Here is a 945-nt window from a genome sequence, read left to right as displayed (position 1 = left end):
GGGCGGTGCCGCATGGATGGCCGAACCCGCGCGGCGCGCGGCGATCTGGCCGGCGGACCTGCGCACGGCGGTCGGCGAGCGGCGCACGGTGACGCTCGCGGATCGCACGGTCGTCGTCCTCGATACCGACACGGCGCTCGACGTGCGCTTCGACGATACGGCGCGCCGCCTGCGCCTGCTGCGCGGCACGATCATGGTGACGAGCGGCCACGACGATCGCGTGCCCGCGCGGCCGCTGGTCGTCGCGACGGCGCAGGGCGAACTGCGGCCGCTCGGCACGCGCTTCACGGTGCGGCAGCGCGATGGCGCGACCCGCGTCGAGGTGTTCGCCGGTGCCGTGCGCGTGCAGCCCGACGATGCGACGGCCGATGCGCGCGTGATCGCGGCCGGGGAGGGCGCGGATTTCACGCGCGACACGATCGGTGCGCCGGCGCCGCTCGATGCGTATGCGTCCGCGTGGACGGGCGGCATGCTCGTCGCGTCGCGCATGCGGCTGGCCGACCTCGTCGCCGAGCTCGACCGCTATCGCCGCGGCAGCCTGCGCTGCGATGCGGCCGTGGCCGACCTGCGCGTGTCGGGCACCTATCCGCTCGACGATCCCGCGCGCGTGCTCGATACGTTGAAGGCGACGCTGCCGATCGACGTTCACTACCTGACGCGCTATTGGGCGACGGTCGTGCCGGCCCGTTCGTGAGCGTTTCAAAAAATATTTCCACTGACCTGAGCTGTTTCTCGATGTTCGCGTGACATGGGTAATGAAAGCAGCACTGGCTCATCGTCCACCGACCTCCCGATCATGGTTTCCATCCGTCTCACGTATCGGCGCCGTCCGGCGCCTGCCCGACATCTGCCGCGCGCGTCGCGCCCGGCCGCACCGGGTCGCCTCGCGCGCCGGCTGGCCGGCGCCGTCCTGGTGTCGGCGCTGCTGCCGCTGCCCGCGCTGGC

Annotated in this window: 1 protein-coding gene; it reads left to right on the top strand. The window is 72.3% G+C overall.

Annotation, left to right across the window (positions count from 1 at the left end; all coding sequences use genetic code 11):
- A partial coding sequence (locus F3J15_RS37425) for a FecR domain-containing protein (RefSeq protein WP_166897844.1) occupies positions 1-694 on the top strand: 694 nt, incomplete at its 5' end.
- Between the last annotated feature and the right edge of the window lie 251 nt (positions 695-945).

This window comes from Burkholderia sp. Ap-955, assembly GCF_011753045.1.
Taxonomy (GTDB): Bacteria; Pseudomonadota; Gammaproteobacteria; order Burkholderiales; family Burkholderiaceae; genus Burkholderia; species Burkholderia lata_D.
Note: the sequence above shows the minus strand (reverse complement) of the source record. Positions and strands in the feature narration are given on the sequence as shown.